The organism is Sporotomaculum syntrophicum, from assembly GCF_009932395.1.
GTDB classification, from domain to species: Bacteria; Bacillota; Desulfotomaculia; order Desulfotomaculales; family Desulfallaceae; genus Sporotomaculum; species Sporotomaculum syntrophicum.
Genome location: NZ_LSRS01000002.1, coordinates 102791 through 123741 on the forward strand (window position 1 = coordinate 102791; position 20951 = coordinate 123741).

The window sequence follows — 20951 nt, forward strand, 5'->3', positions numbered from 1 at the left end:
CTACCCCCGATCATCATCCCACTGGCCGGTTATTTTAAATAATAAAGAGTCAAGCACAAGGCGCTGGTTTACATTGCTTGCTAGATAATCTGACGATTTTTCCGCCGTTATCAGTATATCCATTACCTCTGGCTTTACATAAGTACCAGCCAACTCGATAATATCTGAATGCCGGTCTACATTAATTAACAGTTCTGCAGAGCCGGTTAATTGCCAAATTAAGACGTCCCTAAAGATAAGAATCACACTATTGATGAACTCCCCCAAATCTTCCCGTTCTGTCAGTTTGTCCACCGGTAAAAATGCACTGCCTGGACGTCCGCGCACTATACGCATTAACAACTCTATCCTAGAAATACGCTTATTAGGATCCTCAAGCATTGCCAGCGCCCGCCCCGGACATCCTTCGGACAACTCTGCAGCCACCTGGGCACTTTCTACACTATAATACGCCCCGGAACCCTTATTAGCTAAAACCCGCAACACTTTTTCTCTAGACAGACGACTAAAGCGATACTGCTGGCAGCGGGATAGCACTGTTGGCAGCATACCGGCCGGCTCATCAGTAATCAGTATAAACACTACTCCGGCAGGAGGTTCTTCAAGCGTTTTCAAAAAACAGTTAGCGGCAGCTAGAGTCATTTTTTCAGCTTGTAATATCAAAAAAACCTGTCTGCCCATACCATAAGCGGTAATAGAGGCACTCTCCTGCACAGCCCGCAATTGGTGAATTTTAATGGAGTTTCCCTCCGGGCTGATAATGTGTAAATCAGGATGCAAGCCCCGTTCTGAACGGTTACAATCGTCACACTCACCGCAAGCATCTCCCTGGTTACAGCGACACAATAATGCCCGGGCAAAGGCAAAACCGACAGATTTTTTGCCCAACCCCGTCGGACCGCTAAAAGTATAGGCATGATTGACAAAATTATTAGCCAGGGCACTTTGTAGGCTTTTAACTACCTGTTCATGCCCCACTACGTCCCGCAGAGACAACATCTCTTTTATCCTCCAAACAACAAATGCCTATGTTCATTAGACCGGCCTATCTACTATAAATCGCTGAGCGTTTTCAAAATGTTCCTATGCACCATTTCAACCGCTCCATCTCCTCGTAATACTCGAAAAATTTTTGGCAACCTAGCGGCCTGCTCAAGATAACCTTCCCGCACCCGCTGGAAAAAAGCTTGTTGCTCAACCTCTAACCGATCAGGAGAGCGATGTTTTAATACCCTGCGTAAACCGACCAGCACTGGTATATCTAAAAGCACTACTGCATCCGGTAGCAACCCATCGGTAGCCAGTTCATTTATTTGCTGCAACAATGCTATTTCCATACCCCGCCCCCAACCTTGGTAGGCAACGGTAGAATAGATAAAACGGTCACAAAGCACCGTTACCCCGCTGTTTAACGCAGGCCTTACTATTTCTGCAACATGTTGAGCCCTATCCGCTGCGTAAAGAAAAGCCTCGGTACGGTGACTCATGTTATGGCAGGACCGGTCCAAGAGCACCTCGCGAAGTCTGCCCCCAATCTGAGTACCACCGGGTTCACGGGTACACAACACCGGTATGTCATTGTTATGGAGAAATTCAGCCAAAAGCTGCATCTGTGTGGTTTTCCCTGCTCCATCAATACCTTCAAATACAATAAATTTACCCGCTAACAATTGCCTTTAGCTCCCTTTTTATCGAATGGTTAATGTTGAATACCATAGAAACTTACACATCAACGACTAGCAATGATGTAAGCGTAGGATCCGTGGCACCCTGAATATGCACATCCATTTCCCGCACTTGTTGTAAGTATTCTATAATTTCAGGGGTAATTTCCTCCCCAGGATAAATTACCCCTATACCAGGTGGGTAAACTGCAATTAATTCTCCACTTACTAATCCCCGTGATTCATCAAGCAAAACTTTTTTTTGCCCCGCCAGCCAAGCTTGTCGCGGTGTCATAACCTGTGGCGGCAACAATTGGCTCCAATCAAGTCCCTGCTGTCCTTGACAATTCTGGCCAATATGATGTCCAGCCCCCATTGACCGGCTAATTTCGGCTAAAGCATTCACCAATTTTAGCACACCCGCCTGACTTGTGCCCAGTGATAAAACTGCCACCAGGTTATAATAATCGGACATTTCCAGGTATATACCATATAAAGAGGCCAACTGCCGGGCTATCTCATACCCGCTTGCTCCCAGCCCCCGAACCGAAATAACCAGACGGGTAGGGTCATACCCAAAGGCACCTGGCCAAACTAAGTGTTCATTACCCAGCACAGCCAGGCCCGGAATTTCGTTGAGCCTCCACGCTGCCTCACTAGCTATGTTTAATAATTCATCAAGCTTATTCCGGCCATTTAAAGCCAGCTGGCGCCTAGCCGCGTCCAGTGAGGCCATTAAAATATATGAAGGGCTGCTTGTCTGCAGCAAGCGTAGCGCATTCGCTACTTTTTCCTGAGCTATTCGATCACTGCCCAGGTGCAACCAGGATGCCTGCGTCAGCGCGCCCCCAGTCTTATGCACACTCTGCACCACAGCATCAGCGCCCAGAGACAGTGCGTCAGCAGGCAGATCAGGGTGCAGACGCAGGTGTGTGCCATGGGCCTCATCCACCAGCAAAGGCACCCCGTACTGCCGGCAAAGTTTAACTACGCCGGCTAAATCACCCACCACCCCATAATAACAGGGATGTACAGCTAAAACTGCGCCTGCCTCAAAGTTTTGTTGCAAGGCGTCCTCCAGTTTGTCCGGCAAAAATCCAGCCGCAAAATTAAATCCAGGTACAATAACCGGCGCTATAAACACTGGACGGGCACCACTAAGCACCAAACCGCCTAGCACCGACCGGTGCACGTTACGCGGTAAGATTAGCGCCCGAGCTTCACTGCAAGTAGCTGCAATCAAAGCCTGCAAACCAACCGTAGTGCCATTCACTAAAAAAAAAGTATATCGGGCGCTGTATAGCTCTGCAGCTTCTCGTTGAGCTGCAGCGATCACTCCCGCCGGGTTGTGCAAGTCATCCAACCCGGCTAGTTCAGTAACATCCCAGCCCGGCAGATTACCTTGCTGCATTGCTAGTGGCAGTCCCGGTCCACCGCCGTGGCCGGGTACATGTAAACGTACAGCCTCATTTTGGTTATATTTTTTTAATGCATCTACTAAAGGAGTGTGTACCTGCTTGCTCGACAATGATCTACTCCTGTAAAATTAATAACATATTATTTTATCATATAGTCAACTAACGAGCCACAAGTTATACCTTTTTTGGCCCTCAATTTCATTACATTTACATCATAAAGCTGCTGACAACGGCTAAAATAAGAATATGAAAGGAGTGTGAAAATGGTGTGAAGGCAACAAATATCAACACAGCCAAACTTTCTCAAAAGTACCGAACTAATGTTCCAAGCTTAATCCGGGCCTGGAAAAAGGGTAGCTCTGATATGGAAATTTCATTTCGCACAGGGATTAATTTAGCTACCCTTAGTCAAATTAAATACGACCTAGAAATGGCGCACCTCAGAGCCCGGCTGGCTCAAAAACAGGAATTACCGGAAGCTGAACAGTTCTCCAACAAACACCATATTCTTTTAAACCCATTTCTATAAAACTCATAATTTAAACTGTCCACAGTTAAATGACAAATTTTATCCTCACAGTTCGAGCAAATATAGTATCCCCGAAAATAGATACCTTGTTCCACAACCAGGTCAGATCCGCAAAAAAAACATACGCACTTGCTCATCACATCACCCTTATCAGTATATGTAATGAACTAGGTACCGGTCCCTGCCATATAAAAAAGCTGCTGGGGAATTGCTCCCCCTGCAGCTTTCATATATTACTATCTCTTTTTTTCCACTACTATAGCGCAGTCCGGGCAGAAATTCTGGCAAATACCGCAGGCAATGCACTCATCGTTTATCTCCACCGAAGGCGTACCATATACCCCCAGTACATCGGACCAGCTCATGCATTTTTTGGGACACTTTTCAATGCACAGGCCGCATCCTTTACAAAGGCCTGGAAACAGTGTCCAAAAAGTCTTTTTCACTTCCAAGGTTCGTCCAATAAAGGTTTGAACCATTTAACATACCCTCCTCTACAATATGCTGGCCTACCAATTCAACACCGCGCTCAAGAGCCCGGTAATTCAGTTCGCGGAGCTTAGGATCCTTTTCGAATTTATAACCTAGCAGTTGCTCCAGAGCCACCTTAGCGTTCTTTACAGTTACCACTCCAGAAGCTTTTAGCACCGCACCCATGATAACGATGTTAAAAACACGAGGATGCAGCTCTTTCTTAGATACCTCAATAGCTGGAATACCCAATACTTTTTTGGCGTTCTTGGGTAGTTCATTTTCAATATTCTTTATACTGGTATCGTAAACAAACAAGGTATCAGGTCCTGCATACTGCTTGGTACGGCGAACCGCTCGGTCACTGAGTGCTATAACAATATCACCGGTCAAAAACTTGGGGGCTCCAATGGGCTCATCGCCAATTTGCAGGTAAGCCACGGATACACCACCCCGCTGCTCTACACCAAAATTAGGTATATATAACGCCTCGCGACCTTCTTCATTAGCCGCCTCGGCAATAATTTCAGCCACTGATTGTACTCCCTGACCGCCCTCACCAGCCAGAATAATTTTTACCGGCTTAGCCATTTATTAATGAACCTCCCTTAACTTACTATTAATACCAATTACTTAAACCAGCCTTTTATCTAGATTCCGTCTCATCATCCGGGTGTTTATATCATAATCAGAAACATTAACAATCTGTCCATGCTTACCTTAACCTTTTATCCCTTTCACTTGAGCAACTACTTCCTCGGTAGTTACACCCACACCTGGTTTAAACAAGGAGAACATCTTCGCTGTACTGCCATAAATAGCTTCTTTAACCAACCTGTCCAGCTGACCATTGGAGGATTCAACCACCAGCAGCTGTTTGGTTTGCCCGGCTACCTCCCGCAGCTGCTCTACCGGCAGCGGGCGCAGGGTGATGGGACGGAAATGCCCCACTCTGTAACCTTCTTCACGCAGCTCTTTAACTGCTGCTTTACAGGCCCGGGAAACTACACCATGTGAAATCACTACCAGATCAGCATCCTTGATATCAAAGGCCTCGTATTCTGCAATTTTCGGTGCTACCCTGGCGTAATCTGCCAGATATTTCTCAAGCACCTCGTAAAGCTCTTCTTCCACATTATATGTATTTCTTAAATGGACCGGCTCCCTGTCCACTCCCGGTATGCCATCCCGTCCTACAAATGGTTCAGTAGGCACCATGGTAATGCCCCTTAGTTCCGGCTCATATATGGTTAGCGACTCTCTCATCTTAGCCTGGTAGCCGTCGCCTAACACAAAGGTGGGAAAGCGGTATTTCCAGGCGGTATTAAAAGCTTTAATGGTATAATCAAAAAGCTCCTGGTGAGTGGCCGTAGAGTAAACTACTCTTAACCCCTCACCGTTGCCGCCCAGAGTAGTCAGGGTAACTTCCTGTTGGGAGTAGATTACCGTAGCCGTGGAGGGACCACCGCGCTGCTGAACAATCACTACTACAGGCAGCCGCATGGCTTCAGCCATGCTCAAAGGCTCTTGCATTAAAGTGTTACCCGGCCCGGCAGTAGCCGTAAAGGCTCTCCTACCCGCCAACACACCTCCCGCCGTGGTAAATCCCGCCGACAACTCATCCTCGGTCTGTAAAAACTTAAGGCCATACTTGGGTACCAGCCTGGTCCAGTAATGCATAATTTCATTCTGGGGTGTTATGGGGTAACCGTACATGATTTCAGCCTGCGCCGCAACCGCAGCCCAGGCAACCACTTCGTTACCGGTCATAAACACCTTTTTTTCACCCTGAATCAGTTTTTCCGGCATTCACTTGACACCTCCTGAATCTTAACTCCTCTGAGTTACTTAACTTACCAAAAAGTACGCGGCATATACCTAGCCAATTTTCTTACCGGGTTTCCAGTCATATCCACCGGCCCAATCAACGACGCTATTTCCGTAACTGCCGTTGTAGCCACCACCGGCAATTGCAGCTGCCGAGCCGCTTCATATACCATCTGAGCCCCCTGCTGAACAATGTCCAAATCAGTTTCGTTTCCCAGATGGCTGTTGTTTATAATACCGTGCACTTTACCCAACTCCCGGGTGTAATCCACTATCTCCGGGACACTGCCCGTCATTGGCCTAGTAATGTTTATCACAACATATATCTTTAAATCAGGATCAGAATTCGCCCCTTCCAACAGGTTTAAGGTTTTAGCTCCTTCTGCCCCATAACCAATATCCAGCACAATATCCCCGGTCCTGCGTAAAGCCCAGCGATTTTCAGCTCGGAGAACATTGCCTGCTTCACCTAACCCTATAGTATCTCTGGTTTCCCAGGCCAGCACGGTTACCCCTTTTTGCCGCAGCCCGTTTTTTATGGGTCGCAACGTATAACACGGTTCAACAATATCTAAATCCACCAGGGTAACCTTCCGGCCAATGGCAGCCAAATCAACCGCTCTGTTGACGGCCACTTCGCTTTTCCCGCTGGCATATTCCCCAACGTAAGCTTCAACCAACCGAGAGCTTATTATATTCACCCCCGCGAAATCGAATTTTTTATATCTTTGCTATAGTTTTTATTATCTAGAAACGTTTTATGAATTTTTTATTAAGCAAATCGGAAATAATCTGGCCTCAACCTTTGTTATCTTTAAGAGCAAAAAAAGAGCATAAAAAAACTTCCTCATTATCTTGAGGAAGAGCATCTCATAGTTCGAATTTATTATTTATTTTCATGCAAACCACTGGCTCATAAAAACTAACACTACTAGGCCGGGTAATCGCAGAATACCAGCCACTAGCACAGTAAAGGGGTTATAAGCCACATGCATCTCCAAATACCCCAGTCCCCAATTAAGCAATACTAACAGTACTGTACCGATAAACAAGTACCCGACCAAACTAAAAAGCCATCTCAACGTTTTAGAAATTATTGTTGCATTAACATACAACCCCAGTATAAGCAACCCAATAACTAATAAGAACCATTCCACGTTTAACACCCCAATCATTATAATAAATAATATATGGGGTAATAATGGAAAAAATTACTTTTATTCTATTTCCCGCCGTCCTTCAATTGCCTTACCCAGGGTTACCTCATCAGCGTATTCCAAGTGTGCACCTACCGGCAGACCATGGGCTATTCTGGTCACTTTTATACCCAGTGGTTTAATCAACCGGGCCAAATACAGTGCCGTAGCATCCCCTTCCACATCTGGATTAGTAGCCAAAATAACTTCTTGCACAACACCATTAGCCAGACGAGCTAATAAACTTTGAATGTTTAGTTCCTGCGGCCCTACACCCGCCAAAGGGGAAAGAACTCCGTGCAGCACATGGTAAACGCCCTTATAACCGCGATATTTTTCTATGGCCGCTACATCTCGGGGATCCTGCACCACGCAAATTACGTTCTTGTTGCGCATATCGCTTGCGCATACAGCGCAGGGCTCTACATCAGTAAGGTTACCGCACTCAGAACAGCGTCGCACCTTTTCACGAGCCTCCCTGATAGCCTCAGCCAGATTGACGGCTACCTCCGGGGGAGCGCTCAATAAAAAAAAGGCCAGACGTTGTGCAGTTTTTGACCCAATCCCGGGTAACCTTGCCAATTCACCGATTAAGCGTGTCAATGCACTAGCGTACTGCAATCGTTTCACTTTTAAAATAACCCGGGTATATTAAGCCCACCGGTTAATTTGCCCATTTCCTTGGTCATCATATCCTGAGCAAGTTTTAAAGCTTCATTGACTGCTGTTAAAACCAGATCCTGAAGCATTTCTACATCTTCCGGATCTACCGCTTCGGGCTTAATTTCAACAGAAACGATTTCCTGGCGACCATTGGCCACTACCCGTACCACACCGCCGCCAGCAGTGCTTTCTACTGTCCGGTTAGCTAGTTCTTCCTGCATTTTAGCCATGTCCGCCTGCATCTTTTGTACTTGCTTCATCATTTTAGCCATATTTCCACCCATATCAAGTACCTCCTTATTTATTATCTAATCCTTTTCCAGGGATACCACTTCTCCCTGAAACAGGCTTATCGCTTCTTTTGCATCCAATTGCTCAGCACTTTTTAGCCAGTCCTGCGGCGGTTTATCATAAAAACGACAGCGTATTTGCCAAGACAAATGGGTTACTGAATTTAGCGTTTGGGTTAATAATTGTCTAATGTCTGGGTCCTCAATCATATTTTTGATAAATACATCTCCCCGGGGCACACCAAGCACTAAACAATGCTCGTTAATTTCTGCTGGCCAAGTCTGACATAAACAGGTAAAAGCAACCGGGTTGGTCTTTTTAACCACCGCCATTATTTCCGGCCACCATTTCATAACTTGTTCCATATTATAATCAAAGTCATTAGGCGTATTATTGCCAGCAATTTTGACGGGAACAGATGCAGCACCACAAGATTCAAACGGAGCTATTGGAATTTCTGGAAACGATGGTTCAAATGCCTGCTTTGTGGTAGCCGTTATCAAACTCGGGGTTTCACTATCTGGTTTTTCTAAACTTGACACAGAGGGATTAACCTTAGTATTACCCATTTTGGTCTGCTGACCATCATCCCGGGAGTTGAGCTGGTTATTTTTTTCAACCACCGTAGATTTAAGCGTTGGTTTGATGTTTTGCCTATAATCGTCACTTGGTTCCGGCGCGGTATTTCTTGGCTGTTTCTCATTGGCTAGCATTTGTTCAAGACGCTCAATTCTGGGCAACAATTCATCTGCAGCTAAATTATAGCTATCGTCCATAACTCGCACTAGTGCCAACTCCAGCACAACCCTCGGAGAAGCACTGCGGCGCATGACCTGTTCTGCTTCTACCAGGCAATCTATTGCTTTAATTAATTGTTGGCGCGTAAATAACTTTGATAATCCTGCCGGGGGCATGCCAAATCCTGTTTCCCCCGTCCCTTCCGGTGACAACATAGCTATTAGCAACCTGCGCAGGTATTCCGTCAATTCCCTGGTTAATTGTCTTAAATCTTTACCCTCGGCAACAATATCAGCCACCTGCTTTATTACTGAAGCCGCTCTTTTTCCTGCCAACCCTGTAGTCAGTTCAAGAAGTACATCATCAGCTACCGTACCCAAAATATTATGCACCGTATCAGTGGTAACGGCAGTTTCTCCGCAGAGTATAAGCGCCTGCTCCAATACACTTAAGGCATCACGCAAACTGCCTCCGGCAGCCCGGGCGATCACCCGCACCGCTTCTCCGCTTACCTTAAAATTGCTTTTCTCCGCTACCATCTCCAGATGCTGAGCAATAAGTTCATCCGATATAGGATGAAAATCAAAACGCTGACAGCGGGATAGTATAGTAAGAGGTACCTTGTGCGACTCCGTTGTAGCCAGTACGAATACAACATGCTCCGGCGGCTCTTCCAATGTTTTTAACAGCGCATTGAACGCTTCATTGGTGAGCATATGCACCTCATCCACTATGTATATCCGTTTACCGCCAAGCGAGGGATAAAATTTTATATTCTCTTTCAACTCCCGTATTTCATCAATGCCACGGTTGGACGCAGCATCAATTTCAATTACATCCATAGTTGCGCCTGACAATATCTCCTGACAATTTCGGCACTGGTTGCATGGTTCTCCATTTTGTTGTTCAAGGCAGTTTATCGCCCTCGCCAGCACCTTGGCCGTACTTGTTTTGCCTGTGCCCCGGGGCCCGCAAAATAAATAGGCGTGGCTCACTTTGCCTGCCATCAATGCATTGCGCAGCGTCTCTGTAACATGCAGTTGTCCAACAATATCAACCAGCTGCTGCGGTCGCCATTTCCGGTACAAGGCTTGGTAACTCACCATCCACACCCCCTACATAAATTAACCAATATATTAATTTCGCCGCTGTACCCGCTATTTCCTTTCATATAAACCTTCACTGGTTTACTTCTTCAATAAACAAATCAGGAAACCGACCTAATAGCCGGTTTCCTGATTAAAATAATAAAATTAATGGCCGTGCACCCGCCGTCGAATATTAGCTTCCAAGCGTTACTTCTGCAGGTAGCTCGGACCAGGCACCCTTGCGGCACCCGGATAAACTTTCTTAGTGCTGCTTCCGTCAGGACCTGACACGGTTCAAAAGCCTCCGTCGCGCAAGACCCAATCGTCAACACCCCTTACAAAAGCCAGACCTCACAAGCCAAACCCTCGGGTAGGAATTCAACCCCGCTACAGCGGATTGCGGGTACAGGGCACCGCTACCTCCCCATCTAGCACGGCCAAGAATAAAATCGTCTGTTTAGGAACAAGGACAGACCCGTTATAACAGCCAAGTCCGTCCTTATACCTAATTAATGGCGGAGAGAGAGGGATTCGAACCCTCGAGACGGGGTCAAACCGTCTACACGATTTCCAGTCGTGCGCCTTCGACCAACTCAGCCATCTCTCCATGATCTACATTATGCATTGTATTAAATTATAGCGCTTTCAACCGCGCATTAATTATTATACATATCTTTTAGTTTAACCGCAAGACCTTTTAATTATAATTATACGCTAAACCATCAATATAATATTGGTAGGCTTGGCAACTACCTGTACATAATATGAGAGAAGGCGTCGGACCTTCTCTCATCAGCAACCATCCTTACAGGTTTTCGCAAACAATCAAACAATATAATTCTCCACTTGTTTATTCTTACGTTCATATGCAGGTAATAACCTTGCTTAACCAAATTTACAGAATGCCTAATCAAAACTTCACCGAACAAGTAACCGACATAAAATTAATTTCCACTTACTTTAGCAACACACCTAAAACAAAATACACTACCCATAGACTGGCTTACTTATCGCAATGAACCCGAACCACAAAATCCGACGCTTCTTGCATACCGTACAACCTGAGTCACTGTATGGATGGTGCTTAATGAAATTATAGCAAAGTAATTAATATTTCGCAATAGTTAACTTATATCATTATCTGGTAACTTTAGGTTATTGGTGTTGAGGGTTCTAAAATGACCGGCTACTTGATCGTTTTTTTCTCCTGAAACCATCACCGGCTCCTGTATTGTTTTTCTTTCTATTAGGAACGCCATAATAGCCCCTTTGACCGGCGTGTAAATTTTTGTTCTTCTTCATTTTTATAGGTACTTCCTCTGTTAATGCCACAGGGGTCTGATCCGGTTCCTTAGTGAGTACTTTTAATGCCGCTGAGAGTAGAGTAACCGAATCGGTCTCTTCCAATAATCCCTCGGCTAGAGCCCTGTAGTTCTCGATATTCTCTTTTTCCACAGCCGTCATCAACCTTTCCACCGCAATGCGCTGTTGCCCTTCTATAGCATCTTTTAACGTTGGCATGGGACGGCGTGTAATTTTGCCCCTGGTCATATTTTCAATAACTCTTAAGTGGTGAATTTCCCTGGGTGTCACTAAAGTAATGGCTACGCCCGCTTTGCCTGCTCGCCCGGTTCGTCCTATACGGTGCACATAACCCTCCGGATCCTGAGGAATATCAAAATTATATATATGGGTCACACCGGTTATATCCAGCCCCCTGGCGGCAACATCAGTGGCCACCAACACTTCGATAGTACCTTCTTTAAATTGGCGCATTACCTGGTCACGCCTGGCCTGGGATAAATCTCCGTGGATACCTTCAGCCGAGTAACCGCGTTTATTCAAGCCTTCAAACAGTTCATCAACACGACGCTTGGTTCGGCCAAAAATAATCGCACGTTCAGGGGCTTGGGTGTCCAATAAGCGGCACAGCACTTCAAATTTTTGTTTCTCCTGCACCTCAATATAGCTCTGCTCGATTATCGGCACAGTCATTTGCCGGGATTCTACCTTAATAACCTCCGGACTGTTCATAAACCGCTCGGCCAATGCACGGATTGGAGCAGGTATGGTAGCTGAAAAAAGCATTGTCTGCCTTTCCTCGGGAATATCTTTAAGGATATTCTCGATATCCTCGATAAAACCCATATTTAACATTTCATCTGCCTCATCTAAAACCACCATGTTAACCTGGTTCAGGCGTATCGTTTTACGCCCCATGTGGTCCATTAAACGCCCCGGCGTACCTACGATAATATGAGGCTTTTTTTTAAGTGCTCTAATCTGGCGGTTAATATCCTGACCACCGTATATAGGTAATGTGCGAATACCCTTGTATTGCCCAAGTTTATTTAGCTCTTCAGCCACCTGGACAGCTAATTCACGGGTGGGTGTTAATACAATTGCCTGGATATATTCTCGTCCAACATGTAAAAGCTCCATCAAGGGTATACCAAAGGCCGCTGTTTTACCAGTACCGGTGTGAGCCTGCCCAATTAGGTCATATCCTTGTAAACCCACGGGTATAGCCAGCTCTTGTATCGGCGTTGCCTCCTCAAAACCCAAGTTATTAAGCGCCTTTATCACAGGCTCGGTTAAATTAAAATCAGTGAAAACTGCCATACTACTATTCCCCTTTACTGCTTGATTTATTATTTATAGCATACCCACGGCATTAAAAGTAAAAACAAATGAATGGATTGGCCGGACTATCCTACGTAATAAACACCTAATCTCAGTGCTATTTTTTTATCATAACACAAGTAGACCTTACTTTGGAAATTTTTACGTTTCATATCCATTAGCCCAGATTCTTTGCAGTAATCTCCGATTGATATTTATTTAATTGGACTTTTTATCCAATAATAGTATTATTAAATTGCTACTTGGGATCTCGTACTTTTTATTAAATCGGAAGGCGGAACAGCAATGGATTACGATTTGATAGTCATTGGAGGCGGTCCTGCAGGCATGCTAAGCGCAGCTACTGCTGCAGCTAAAGGACTGAACGTTATTTTGTTGGAAAAAAACGAAAAACTTGGTAAAAAGCTCTATCTAACAGGCAAGGGACGCTGTAATGTTACAAATTACGGGGACATAAATGATTTTTTCGATAACGTCACAACCAATCCCAAATTTTTATACAGCGCTTTTAAATCTTTTGATAACTACGGCCTGGTTGAACTACTGAACTCATTGGGCGTGCCAACCAAAGTCGAGCAAGGCAATAGAGTTTTTCCCGCCTCAGACAAATCAAGCGATGTTATTAAAGCGCTACAAAAACACCTGCAAAAGAACAAAGTAGAGATAGAATTGCTTATAAAAGTTAAAAAAATAACGTTTCAGAATAAACAGGTAACAGGCGTGTTTTTAAACAGCGGCGAACAAATAACAGCACCAAAAGTAATTATTGCCACGGGTGGTATGTCCTACCCTCAAACAGGATCTACCGGAGACGGCTATAGTATGGCCCGTCAGCTAGGCCATACTATAAAAGCGCCTAAACCGGCTTTAATTCCATTAGTAATTAAAGAAAACTGGGTTAAAAAGTTGCAAGGCTTATCCTTGAAAAATGTGTCCATTAAAGCACTGCTCAATAACAAGGTCAAAGCAGAACAATTCGGAGAAATGATATTTACTCATTTCGGCGTATCCGGCCCCATAATTTTGACTCTAAGCAGCCTCATTAGAGATTATATTGCTGAATCGACCAATAAGCCGGTGCAGTTATTTATTGATTTAAAACCAGCATTGACCTTAGAGCAGCTAGATGCCCGATTACAAAGAGATTTTAATAAATTCAGTGGTAAGCAACTTAAGAATGCCCTGGATGATCTGCTGCCACAGAAAATGATTTCCGTTGTTTTATATTTATCTGGTATTAATATACACAAGCAGGTAAACCAGATTAATAGAAATGAGCGGTTACTATTGGCACACACGTTAAAAAATATCCCTATGACCGTTACCGGCACCCGCCCACTAAGTGAAGCAATTGTGACTAGTGGCGGCATAAACGTGAAAGAAATCAACCCTTCAACCCTGGAGTCCAAAATTATAAAAGGGCTATATTTTGCAGGTGAAGTAATTGATGTTGATGCTTTAACAGGAGGGTATAATTTACAAATCGCTTTCTCCACAGGTTTCCTGAGTGGAGTTAGCGCCGCTGAAGCATGATAGACTCGTGCTGTTACGGAAAAAATAAACATATTGTCAATTATTTTAACATAAATTTGTACATTGCTTTTTTTATTGCGAAAAATTTGATATTTTCGCCTTTTTCAACAAATAAATAAAGGATATTATTCCCCGGCATAGAATTTTTTACATTAGAATTAAATATTTTTTAAGGGGATAAAAGATGGCTAGAATAAAAATTTTACTGCCGGGTTTGCTGCTCTTGCTTTTTTTAAATAACAATCTAGCTTGTGCAGCCAGCCATACTGTGGTGCAAGGAGATACACTATGGCAACTTGCCAAAAAATATGGTAGTAGTGTAGATAAATTAAAAGCAATTAATAATTTAAAAAATGATAATTTAGCTATAGGTCAAATAATCCAGCTCGACAATATATACCGATCGTCAAATATTACAGAAACAACCACAAGTTTAACTACCAATTATACACCTCCGGGCTCTTACCTGGTAAAAGCAGGTGATACACTTGGGGGCATTTCCCAAAGGTTTGGGGTTAGCATTGATGTCATGCGTAATTTAAACAATATTCAGGGCGATATGATTTTCGCCGGGCAAACTCTGGTCTTAAACAGCAGCAGCGTTTCTAGAAGTTATGTTGACCGCCCACAGGCAATGCAGGCGCAGGTAGCAGATAGTTCAACAAGACATGGCCGGTTAGTCGATTGGTTTAAAGAAGGTATAAATTTATTAAAACCAGGCCAAAAATTTACAGCTATTGACACTCAAACCGGTAAATCCATGCGTTTAGCAGTTTTGGGCGGGTCCAATCACTGCGATATTGAGCCGTTAACCAAAGCGGACACCGACACCATGTTAGCCCTTTTTACCAAGTGGACCTGGACACCCAGACCAGTATGTATCCAGGTTGATGGACAAGCCATCGCTGCCTCACTGTCCGGTATGCCCCACACAAATATAGAAAATATCACCGATAACGGTGTAACCGGACATTTTGATATGTATTTGTATAATAGCCAGCCTCACGGCTCCGGCATATCTGTATCCTATGTACAGCAACATCATGATGCTGTCTTAAAAGCTGCAAATTAAGTAGTTAAATAACACTCGCATTTAGATCCAGGTGAGTTTGTAATACAAAAAGGCTGCTGCAACGAGTTCTATAGCCCGGTTTGCAGCAGCTCTTTTAAGCCTTAGATTTAATCATCATATCCTTATAAGCAATTTACATTTGCCTTATCTCTGATAAGGTGTGACGATCCATTTCAAGCAGTTATCCTTCTTATTACCAAACACATCATAACCGGTGACAATATCATTTAAGGGAGCTCTATGGGTAATCAGAAAGTCGGTGCTGATTTTCCCTGCCTGAATTAGTTTGATTAATTCCGGAATGCGATTGGCATTAAGCAAGCCCATGCTAATTTTAATATTCTTGATCCATAACGTATTCATAGCAAGTTCCTGGGGTTTTTCAAATACACCGATAAAGGAAACGTTACCGCCCGGCCTTACAGCATCTATGGCCATATCATAGGTGGCTTTAAAACCATTGGCTTCAATAGTTCTGTCAGCGCCCATACCGCCGGTCATTTCTTTGATTTGCTCGACGGCATCTCCATTCAATGGATTAACTGCAACATCCGCTATACCCTGGGCTAACGCGACATCCAATCTTTGCTGGTTGATATCAACAGCGATTATTTTGGAAGGGCCCCATAACCTGGCTGTAGTCATGGCGCACATACCCACAGGCCCACAACCCATCACCGCTACAGTATCCCCTGGTTCAATCTCGGCATTTTCCGCACCGAAATATCCGGTGGATAAAATATCGCCTACAAATAAAACGTTTTCTTCGGTCAACCCTTCCGGGATAGAGAACATTCCTAGATTAGCGTGAGGAACTCTTACATATTCGGCCTGGCAGCCATCAATCATATAGCCAAAAATCCAGCTGCCGGTGGTGCAATGAGAATAAATGCCGCGAACGCAATAGAAGCACTCACCACACTGCGTAACACAGGAAACAGCAACCTTATCTCCAACCTTCGCGTTTCTGACTGCCGGACCTATTTCAACAACTTCTCCCACAAACTCATGACCAATTACTCTCCCGGGTTCTACTTCCGGCATGCCTCCATGCCAAATATGAATATCTGTCCCACAGATAGTAGATGTAGTAACCCTAACAATGGCGTCATCCGGCTCGATAATTTTTGGTACCGGCACATCCTCTAAGCCAATTTTTTCTGGACCGCGATAAACCAATGCTTTCATAGTGTCACTCATTTTATTACCTCCTCTTTATATTTTTAACCCTATAGGTTATTACTGCCAACCATATAACAATTTCCAAAGTCAAAAGCCTATTATCTTTCTAATCATAAATTAAATAAGACCAATATTATAAAGGGAACACTTTTCCGAGTTTCCCCTAATAACATTGGTCTTCCGCGAACTACCCGAAGGTCTTTCTTAAGCCTACCAAACATTATATATTCAATTAGGCGTAATTATCTATCAAAAAAATTACGGTCAAAAACTACAGCATGCATCCAAAAGTCGTTTTCCGGTTCTATGTCATAAATATGATGAATAACTTTGGCGTTTAATTTTTCTTCAATATATTTTTTGTTATCATGCCAGTGTTGCAATACTACGTGAGTCCTAGCTGCCCTGATGGTTTTCCTACCGGATGAGGTCTGGGCAATAAATTTTTCCGGCTCCGTTAAAAAACCTTCCCCCCTGATAATAAGCATATCTTCAAAAATAGTAATTTTAGTATAGTCAACGCCTTTACCTAATTTCTGTTTAAAATACTGCTGCATATATATTTTAATTTCATGTTGCAGCTGCTTACGTTGTTGCTCGCTAAACCTTGATTCAATTTTTTCCCTACTACATGCATTAACTAGCTTACCCTCCATCCACTTCGCCCCCAGAAGTTGCTTCAAGTAGCCATATTGTTTTACAATTAGGCGATGCTTTGGCAACATAACTATAATTTGAATAATTTATCCTGCCAAAAAAACCCACTAAATTATGATTCCAAGTTACATAAATTTATATTAATTTGTTAGTTGATATCCGTACTATACAGCAAACATATAAAAATTCTAACAAATAAGTTTAAATTAAATAGTGCTTTTGCTAAAGAATAATATATTGTAAGTTGCATGTCAATAAATTACTATAAAACAAAAAAAGACCTTTATCTCCTTAAAATTATTAATTTCAATCTAATTTTGTCAGGTCTTATCGAAAATTAATCATTTACCTCGGTCAGATTAAATATATCTACAAAAACAGCCTATCATGTCACATAAAAAAACAAAAAAAGAAGGGTCTACCAATAGGTACTACCCTTCTTTAACAGTATCAATTTGTGGCTGTATATTACTTTTGAACATTCGCAGCTTGAGGACCACGATTGCCTTCAACTACGTCAAAAGTAACAAATTGTCCTTCATCAAGAGTCTTAAATCCTTCCCCAAGGATTGCGGAAAAGTGAACAAATACATCATTTCCTTCACTTGTTTCAATAAAACCAAACCCTTTATCGGCATTAAACCATTTGACCTTTCCTTCCAATTTTTTAAAACCTCCTTTACTATAAAATCGATCAAAAAGCTTTGAACCAAAAACCCTGACCAATAATATAAATCAGAGGCCTCAAAAAAACGGTTTCTCAACTTTTTAACGCAATAACAATCATACCATGATTTATAATAAATAGCAAATTTTATAGGAAAATATTAATTATCTCACTCTTCATAGAATTTATCTAATATTTATTTACTAGCTGATTAATAAATCGACAACTTTCAATCAAATCATTACCTTGCTTAAATAAACCTCCACCTACTAGAAATATAACTTCCCTTCCATAAACCTCTAATAGCTTCTCAATTCGGTCCAGGCTAATGCCCCCTCCCGGACTTGGGAAGATGCTTTTAATATGTTCCATTGCTACACTTGTACCCATTACTATGGCTTCACATTCTTCACGATTGAAGGAAAACCTCCCGCCATAATTGGGATAAATGATTGCATCAGCTCCGGCTAATCGGGTAATTTGCCCAAATAGAGCAAAGTGAGAAATACCGTTGTTTTTAGCTAGTACATAGCTTCCCTGAAAAGCCGGATGACTAAAGATCGGCAGAGCAATTTCATCGTTATTAGCTAAAAACCGCATTGCGTCCAACCCAACAATGGCAGGTGAAACCACCAACCCTTTAGCCCCCATTGCCTTAGCTGTCTTGGCACGAGCTAAAAGCTTATCCATGGGTGCTGTTATATTAGGAACATAAATGCAGCGCAAACCAGTTTCCCGGTTGGCTTTCTCCACTGCCTCAACGCAGCGATAGACCCGCTCATTAAAGGGTGCAAATACTTGATCCGTTAAGCCATGGTCGTCCTTAATAATATCAATGCCACCTAAAGCGCATTTGTAAGCCATATCAGCAAATTGTTCGGGGTTTAACCCCAATGGCTTTAATGCAGTAAATAATAGCGGCCGGTCTTTAACGCCAAGATATTCTCGCAGACCTGCACGTCCATACCGAGGTCCCTGGAATTGGCTCAACATACTATGAGGCAATTCTAGCCGTTCAACCCGATAACCCGGTTTAATACTTATATTTCCAAATACAACATTAATTAGTTGAGTAAATTCATTTGCAGTTAGTTCGTTTGCATAACTTATCGTAACCTCATAAACGTTGTTGCTCACAGGCAAAAAGTTCTCAATCCGGCCAACTATTTCATCTTTAATCATCCCATCGGGGATAAGTTCTTCCGGAAACTCCACTGTCTGCTCTAAGCAGATATCCCGTGCCTTGCGATAAGCTTCCTTCTCTTTTCCTACCAGACGGTAGATTACTGAAAATCGTTCTCCTGATATCATTACAGAGCCTCCACCTTAGCATTGCTGTGTATGGGCGCAACGTAAGCACGAGCCAGCTCATCTTCATCTATGTTGAGATCATGACCGATCAACTTGCCCACCTCTTCAATCAGCGCCGCCGCATCCAAATGATATTCGCGCATCAAGTAAGACCTGCTGGCTCCATGAATAAATGTATCCTTCAAACCAATCCGCACCAGTTTCTTGCCTATCCCGGATTCAGCCATTTGTTCGCCAATAATTGTACCTAGCCCACCTATAATAGAATGATTCTCCATAGTGATAACACCATAATGAGAATTAGCTATTGCTTCCAATACTTGATCATCACTAAAAGGCTTAAGGGTTGTAATATGCATATGTTGTATGGATAGCCCCACCCTTTGCATGGCTTGTATGGCATACATCGCCTCTTCTGTACATATACCGGATGATAATACCGTTATATCATTTCCTCTGCTGATAGTTCTTGCTTGGTTAAGCTGCATCTTGTCTTGTTGAGCAAACAACCGAGGTATTTCCCCCCGCAGCATACGAACATAAACCGGTCCATTAATACTATGGGCTAAATCCAACACACTTTCCACATCTGTAGCATCACCACACTCAAGTATAGTCATATTTGGCAAAGAGCGCATTATGGAAATATCTTCAATTGATTGGTGTGTCGCACCACCAGGAGTAGTTACTCCTGGCAAAAAACCAAACATTCGCACCGGGAGGTTTGGATATGCTACGGAAATAGCAATTTGGTCATATGCCCGCCGGTATATAAAAACAGCAAAAGTATGGATGAAGGGATATAATCCTTCCCGTGTCATACCCCCTGCAAAACTTATCATGTTTTGTTCTGCTACCCCCATGGATAAAAAACGGTCTGGATAAGTGTCGCGGAAAAGATCAATTTCTGTTGAATTTGTTAAGTCAGCCGAAAGAACGTAAACGTCCGGTTTATTTTTAGCCCACTCTACCAAGTTTCGCGCGTGAACTTTTGATAGTATTTCCATCTAGTTAAACTCCTTTTTAACCTATAAGCTTTTTAATATGGCAGCGTATTGTTCGCGTTCTTGTTCGGTAAAAAAACGCACGTAATGTAACTTTGGATATCTCTCTTTTAAAATTTCTATACCTCTCCATGGAATGGTATCAGCTATTACGATCAGTGGCTTACCTTGCTGAACAGGTTCTAGAATAGGTTTCACAAGCATATCCAAATCATGGCCATCAACTCTGTATACCTTGGCTCCAAATGCAGTTAAGCGATCAGCAAAAGGTTCTATATTCATGACCTCGCACATGGCACCATCACATTGCTGGCCGTTTGCATCTATATAAATACCCAGGTTATCTAGTTTGTAAAAGGATATTGCTTGCAGGGCCTCCCAATTTTGGCCAGATTGCCATTCACCATCGGACATAAAAACCCATACCTTACCTGTATCTCCCCTTAATTTTCTAGCCATAGCTATACCGGCCGCCTGGCTTAAACCCTGTCCCAGGGAGCCTGTCATAACCTCCATACCAGGTGAGTGCATCGCACCAATCATTTCCACTGTATAACCGTCTACATTAAATTGATGCAGTCCCTCCGGTGCCATTCTGTTCACCTCAATTAATAAAGCATATAATACCAATGCATACTGAGATGGTGATAATATAAAACGGTCATATTGAGGTCCTTTAGGGCCATTAAATATAGCACCCGTAAATGCGTTAGGGTTATTCGGACCAGGTACACCGGTAAACGGTAGGGGCATAAGAGGTTCATCAGTTTTTCCTAAGTTCATAATACGTATATACATCGTGGCAAGTATTTCAGCAGCGGAACAGGCTTGACTTAAATACCCGCCTTTATTTATGACGGTATGCTCCAGCACTCGGCGACGAATGCCATAAGCAACTTGCTTAACTTCTTCCTGCCAACTTGGTTGGATACCTATCATTAACGTATCACTCCTTACTTTTCAGCGCATAAAACGATGGAAATATGTACTACTCATT

At 43.3% G+C, this 20951-nt stretch carries 21 protein-coding genes, 1 tRNA gene, 1 other RNA gene and 1 pseudogene; 3 read left to right on the forward strand and 21 right to left on the reverse strand.

From position 1 onward, the window contains the following. From holB to SPSYN_RS02945, 3 genes are read right to left on the reverse strand one after another with little or no spacing between them, the layout of a single operon-like run. Positions 1–999, reverse strand: coding sequence for a DNA polymerase III subunit delta' (holB, locus tag SPSYN_RS02935; protein ID WP_161821029.1), 999 nt, complete (start codon positions 997–999; stop codon positions 1–3). Between the two features lie 53 nt (positions 1000–1052). Then, a complete protein-coding gene (gene tmk, locus SPSYN_RS02940) occupies positions 1053–1670 on the reverse strand; it encodes a dTMP kinase (RefSeq protein ID WP_161821030.1) in 618 nt (205 codons plus the stop codon). Positions 1671–1722: 52 nt separating this feature from the next. Next, the gene (locus tag SPSYN_RS02945; RefSeq protein ID WP_161821031.1) at positions 1723–3192 is read right to left on the reverse strand and encodes an aminotransferase class I/II-fold pyridoxal phosphate-dependent enzyme; all 1470 of its coding nucleotides are present in this window, start codon (positions 3190–3192) and stop codon (positions 1723–1725) included. 158 nt (positions 3193–3350) lie between these two features. On the opposite strand from SPSYN_RS02945, the gene SPSYN_RS02950 reads away from it, so the two are divergent. Then, positions 3351–3611 (forward strand): hypothetical protein, encoded by a 261-nt coding sequence (locus SPSYN_RS02950; protein ID WP_161821032.1) that lies wholly within the window; start codon positions 3351–3353, stop codon positions 3609–3611. On the opposite strand, the gene SPSYN_RS02955 is transcribed toward SPSYN_RS02950, so the two are convergent. The 12 genes and pseudogenes from SPSYN_RS02955 to cshA form a co-directional block, all read right to left on the reverse strand. After that, on the reverse strand, positions 3539–3748 hold the full coding sequence (locus SPSYN_RS02955) for a sigma factor G inhibitor Gin (RefSeq protein WP_161821033.1): 210 nt from the start codon (positions 3746–3748) through the stop codon (positions 3539–3541). The genes SPSYN_RS02950 and SPSYN_RS02955 overlap by 73 nt on opposite strands. 99 nt (positions 3749–3847) lie before the next feature. Continuing rightward, positions 3848–4090, reverse strand: coding sequence for a 4Fe-4S dicluster domain-containing protein (locus SPSYN_RS02960; protein ID WP_161821034.1), 243 nt, complete (start codon positions 4088–4090; stop codon positions 3848–3850). A gap of 31 nt (positions 4091–4121) precedes the next feature. Further along, positions 4122–4673: pseudogene (locus tag SPSYN_RS02965) on the reverse strand (2-oxoacid:acceptor oxidoreductase family protein); the annotation flags it as partial. A gap of 129 nt (positions 4674–4802) precedes the next feature. Then, on the reverse strand, positions 4803–5891 hold the full coding sequence (locus tag SPSYN_RS02970; protein WP_161821036.1) for a transketolase C-terminal domain-containing protein: 1089 nt from the start codon (positions 5889–5891) through the stop codon (positions 4803–4805). A 44-nt stretch (positions 5892–5935) separates the two neighbouring features. Then, the gene (locus SPSYN_RS02975; RefSeq protein ID WP_161821037.1) at positions 5936–6610 is read right to left on the reverse strand and encodes an ATP-binding protein; all 675 of its coding nucleotides are present in this window, start codon (positions 6608–6610) and stop codon (positions 5936–5938) included. 195 nt (positions 6611–6805) lie between these two features. Beyond that, entirely contained in the window at positions 6806–7066 is a 261-nt protein-coding gene (locus SPSYN_RS02980) for a pro-sigmaK processing inhibitor BofA family protein (protein WP_161821038.1), read from the reverse strand. 60 nt (positions 7067–7126) lie between these two features. After that, positions 7127–7726 (reverse strand): recombination mediator RecR, encoded by a 600-nt coding sequence (recR, locus tag SPSYN_RS02985; RefSeq protein WP_202623726.1) that lies wholly within the window; start codon positions 7724–7726, stop codon positions 7127–7129. Between the two features lie 11 nt (positions 7727–7737). Then, on the reverse strand, positions 7738–8052 hold the full coding sequence (locus SPSYN_RS02990; protein ID WP_161821040.1) for a YbaB/EbfC family nucleoid-associated protein: 315 nt from the start codon (positions 8050–8052) through the stop codon (positions 7738–7740). 24 nt (positions 8053–8076) lie between these two features. Next, a complete protein-coding gene (dnaX, locus tag SPSYN_RS02995) occupies positions 8077–9903 on the reverse strand; it encodes a DNA polymerase III subunit gamma/tau (protein WP_161821041.1) in 1827 nt (608 codons plus the stop codon). A gap of 154 nt (positions 9904–10057) precedes the next feature. Then, an RNA gene (gene ffs / locus SPSYN_RS03000) (signal recognition particle sRNA large type) lies at positions 10058–10322 on the reverse strand. A 76-nt stretch (positions 10323–10398) separates the two neighbouring features. Beyond that, positions 10399–10492, reverse strand: a tRNA-Ser gene (locus tag SPSYN_RS03005). 566 nt (positions 10493–11058) lie between these two features. Next, positions 11059–12507, reverse strand: coding sequence for a degradosome RNA helicase CshA (gene cshA / locus SPSYN_RS03010; protein WP_161821042.1), 1449 nt, complete (start codon positions 12505–12507; stop codon positions 11059–11061). A gap of 306 nt (positions 12508–12813) precedes the next feature. On the opposite strand from cshA, the gene SPSYN_RS03015 reads away from it, so the two are divergent. Beyond that, the gene (locus SPSYN_RS03015) at positions 12814–14061 is read left to right on the forward strand and encodes a BaiN/RdsA family NAD(P)/FAD-dependent oxidoreductase (protein WP_161821043.1); all 1248 of its coding nucleotides are present in this window, start codon (positions 12814–12816) and stop codon (positions 14059–14061) included. A 184-nt stretch (positions 14062–14245) separates the two neighbouring features. Next, a complete protein-coding gene (locus SPSYN_RS03020; protein WP_161821044.1) occupies positions 14246–15133 on the forward strand; it encodes a LysM peptidoglycan-binding domain-containing protein in 888 nt (295 codons plus the stop codon). A gap of 144 nt (positions 15134–15277) precedes the next feature. Here the strand turns inward: SPSYN_RS03020 and SPSYN_RS03025 are convergent, their stop codons facing one another. From SPSYN_RS03025 to SPSYN_RS03050, 6 genes are all read right to left on the reverse strand, one after another. Continuing rightward, complete coding sequence (locus SPSYN_RS03025; protein ID WP_161821045.1) at positions 15278–16333, reverse strand: alcohol dehydrogenase; 1056 nt, start codon at positions 16331–16333, stop codon at positions 15278–15280. 224 nt (positions 16334–16557) lie between these two features. Further along, complete coding sequence (locus SPSYN_RS03030; RefSeq protein WP_161821046.1) at positions 16558–16971, reverse strand: Na-translocating system protein MpsC family protein; 414 nt, start codon at positions 16969–16971, stop codon at positions 16558–16560. Positions 16972–17440: 469 nt separating this feature from the next. After that, positions 17441–17635 carry a cold shock domain-containing protein gene (locus SPSYN_RS03035; protein WP_161821047.1) on the reverse strand — a complete coding sequence of 65 codons (195 nt, stop codon included), beginning with the start codon at positions 17633–17635 and terminating at the stop codon, positions 17441–17443. 193 nt (positions 17636–17828) lie between these two features. Continuing rightward, positions 17829–18950 (reverse strand): RuBisCO large subunit C-terminal-like domain-containing protein, encoded by a 1122-nt coding sequence (locus SPSYN_RS03040; protein WP_161821048.1) that lies wholly within the window; start codon positions 18948–18950, stop codon positions 17829–17831. Beyond that, on the reverse strand, positions 18950–19957 hold the full coding sequence (locus tag SPSYN_RS03045; protein ID WP_161821049.1) for a transketolase family protein: 1008 nt from the start codon (positions 19955–19957) through the stop codon (positions 18950–18952). Before SPSYN_RS03045 ends, SPSYN_RS03040 begins: the two co-directional genes overlap by 1 nt. Before the next feature lie 21 nt (positions 19958–19978). After that, entirely contained in the window at positions 19979–20893 is a 915-nt protein-coding gene (locus SPSYN_RS03050; RefSeq protein ID WP_161821050.1) for a transketolase, read from the reverse strand. Positions 20894–20951: the final 58 nt, after the last annotated feature.